We start from the raw sequence: 2757 nt of genomic DNA, 5'->3' as shown, positions 1-2757 counted from the left end.
ACCAGGCCCTCGCCAGAGCGCACCGCGCGTTCGTGCTCGAGACCGGCGCGATCACGCGCACCGGAACCGGCAAGGAGCTGCTCGCCGATCCGGCGGTGAAGGAGGCCTACCTCGGCGTGGGCTGAGCGAACCACGAGGCGGTCGCCCCCTGGGCCCGCCGAAGGGCGCACCCACACGAGAAGAACCGCGTCGTCCCTCGGGGCGGCGCGGTTCTTCTCGTGTGCGGTTCGTCAGTCCTTGCGGTAGCCGGAGCGGCCGAGCGAGAACAGCGCGCCGAAGCAGAGCACCGTCGCGCCGACGGCCATGAGGCCGATCAGCCAGGCCAGCGCTTCGGAGAGGAATACACCATCGGTCATGCCATACAGCTTATCGTCAGTGGCCCGCGCCGAACTCGGGTAGCATGGGGTGGTCCTCGGCGAGGGATGGCGCGCGTGCGCGCACATCCGTGATCGACGCGGCGAGCTCTGGCTCTCCTTCCGTCATGTCGAGACGACTCACTCAGACCACCGCGCAGCCCCCGTGCCGCGTGTGAACAAGGAGAACATCATGACTGAAGACAACAAGGTCGTCGCGGAGCTCCGCACCAGCTTCGGTAAGGGCTTCGCCCGCCGTCTGCGCGCGTCCGGCCAGATCCCCGCCGTCATCTACGGCCACGGCACCGACCCGGTGCACGTCGCCCTGCCCGGCCACCAGGTCGGCTTGCTCATCCGTCGCGCCAACGCGCTGCTCGAGCTCGACATCGATGGTCGCACCGAGCTGACCCTGGTCAAGGACGTGCAGAAGGACCCGGTGCACCAGGTCATCGAGCACATCGACCTGCTCGTCGTGAAGAAGGGCGAGAAGGTCTCGATCGAGCTTCCCGTCGTCGTGGTGGGCGAGGCGTTCGCAGGCACGATCGTGCAGCTGGAGAACACCCACCTCGCCGTCGAGGCCGAGGCCACGCACATCCCCGAGCACGTCGAGGTCTCTGTCGAGGGGCTCGAGGAGGGCGCGCACATCACCGCCGCCGACGTCACGCTGCCCAAGGGCGTCACCCTGGCCGCCGATCCCGAGCTGCTCATCGTCGCCGTCTCGGCGCAGGCCGCTGCCGAGCCCGAGGACGAGGCTGCAGAGGCCGCATCCTCCGAGGAGGCCGCCGCGGAGTGATCCGCGGTTCGAACTTCTGACCGAGGGGGCGCGATCCGATCGCGCCCCCTTCGTCGTCCCAGGGGGGTTTCCCTGGCACCCGGTGAATTCAGGGAGGATGGATCCATGGCGCAGACATGGCTGGTGGTCGGGCTCGGCAACCCGGGGCCGAAGTATGCCGCGACCCGGCACAACGTCGGGCAGATGGTCGTCGACGAGCTCGCTGCCCGCCGCGGCGAGACCTTCCGCGAGCACAAGGGCGGAGCCAGGGTCGTGGAGACGTGGGTGCGTCCGGGGGGCGACAAGCTCGTGCTCGCCAAGCCGAACAGCTTCATGAACGTCTCGGGCGCCCCGGTCGGCGCGCTCGCCCGGTTCTACTCGGTGGATCCGGAGCGGATCGTGCTCGTGCACGATGAGCTCGACATCCCCTTCGACACGATCAAGCTCAAGGTCGGCGGGGGACACGGCGGACACAACGGCATCCGCGACGTCGCGCGCGTGCTGACCACGCCCGATTTCCCGCGTGTGCGGGTGGGCATCGGCCGTCCTCCGGGGCGGCAGGATCCGGCCGACTGGGTGCTCGCCCCGTTCGGCACGGCGGAGCGCCCGAATCTCCCGATCCTCATCGCGGACGCGGCGGACGCCGTGGAGCTACTGGTCCAGGACGGGCTGCTCGCGGCGCAGCAGAAGCACCACGCGCCGCGCTGAGTCGCGCGCGACCCGGGCGTCGCGTTCCCTGCGGCGCTCTTTCCGAGGGGATCCGTTCGGAAGGCTGTGCGGGTCAGTGCTGTGTCGCCGGCTAGCGCCGCGTCGTCCGTCAGCGCTGTGTCGTCCGTCAGCGCTGCGTGGCCGCGAGGCCCAGCGCGATGACGAAGGCGATGTAGCCCACGAGACCGTACACGAACGGTCCTAGCACGGCGATGACGACCGCGGCGATGCCGGGCCCGCGTCCGCGCCGCTTGGCGATCGCGACGATGCCCTGGACGAGTGCCCAGATGCCCAGCGCGGTCGCCGTCCAAGACGTGATCTCGACCCACAGCACGAGGTCGCGCACGGGCGTGAGGATCGACAGGTCGCTGCCGGAGACCCTGTTCTCGAGGGTCGTGAGGTCGGTCGAGGCGCCGATGCCATGGCCGATCTGCCAGGCGAGCACGGCGCCCACGATCGTGAGCACCACGGTGGCGAGGAGGGCGAGCAGCAGCGCCACGCGGCCGAGCCCTGAGCCGCCGGCTGCCGGGGGCGTCGGAGCGTACGGAGCGGTGTAGCCGCCGGCGGGCCCGGAGAAGGCTCCGGGCGGGGCCTGGTGCACGGGCGTGCCGGATTGCTGCTGGTACCCGGACTGCTGGTACCCGGGCTGCTGGTACGCGGGCGGAGCGACCGGCGGCGCCGGATATCCCGGCGCGGCGGGCGGCGGAACGGGGTTGGACTGCTGCGGATCGGTCACGCGTTCATCCTAGGCTCGGCCGCCGACGCGCGGTGTGTGCAGCGTGCTCAGGTCGGCTTACGGGACGTGCGGCCATGCGCGGGGTGGCGCGGGGTGGTCGTTTCGTCCTCCACAGGTCGTGTGTCCGGGGAGTTGTGCACAGTTCGGAATCATGGGCTGATCTGGGGGTTCGAATGTCGGTGGTCCCG

At 70.3% G+C, this 2757-nt stretch carries 4 protein-coding genes and 1 pseudogene; 3 read left to right on the top strand and 2 right to left on the bottom strand.

What is annotated here, in order from left to right:
- Window positions 1-125: pseudogene (locus B7X32_RS20135) on the top strand (ABC transporter ATP-binding protein); the annotation flags it as partial.
- Window positions 126-230: 105 nt separating this feature from the next.
- Here the strand turns inward: B7X32_RS20135 and B7X32_RS20130 are convergent.
- Window positions 231-356: a hypothetical protein gene (locus B7X32_RS20130; RefSeq protein WP_258133241.1), complete on the bottom strand. Its 126-nt coding sequence runs from the start codon at window positions 354-356 to the stop codon at window positions 231-233.
- Between the two features lie 187 nt (window positions 357-543).
- Here B7X32_RS20130 and B7X32_RS20125 point away from each other — a divergent pair, with 187 nt between their 5' ends.
- Window positions 544-1146 (top strand): 50S ribosomal protein L25/general stress protein Ctc, encoded by a 603-nt coding sequence (locus tag B7X32_RS20125; RefSeq protein ID WP_292723829.1) that lies wholly within the window; start codon window positions 544-546, stop codon window positions 1144-1146.
- Window positions 1147-1251: 105 nt separating this feature from the next.
- Window positions 1252-1833, top strand: a complete 582-nt coding sequence (gene pth / locus B7X32_RS20120; protein WP_292723825.1) for an aminoacyl-tRNA hydrolase — start codon at window positions 1252-1254, stop codon at window positions 1831-1833.
- 127 nt (window positions 1834-1960) lie between these two features.
- Here the strand turns inward: pth and B7X32_RS20115 are convergent, their stop codons facing one another.
- Window positions 1961-2569, bottom strand: coding sequence for a hypothetical protein (locus B7X32_RS20115; RefSeq protein WP_292723823.1), 609 nt, complete (start codon window positions 2567-2569; stop codon window positions 1961-1963).
- Window positions 2570-2757: the final 188 nt, after the last annotated feature.

The organism is Microbacterium sp. 13-71-7 (genome assembly GCF_002257455.1).
Classification (GTDB): Bacteria; Actinomycetota; Actinomycetes; order Actinomycetales; family Microbacteriaceae; genus Microbacterium.
This window is presented reverse-complemented; position numbering and strand designations above follow the sequence as displayed.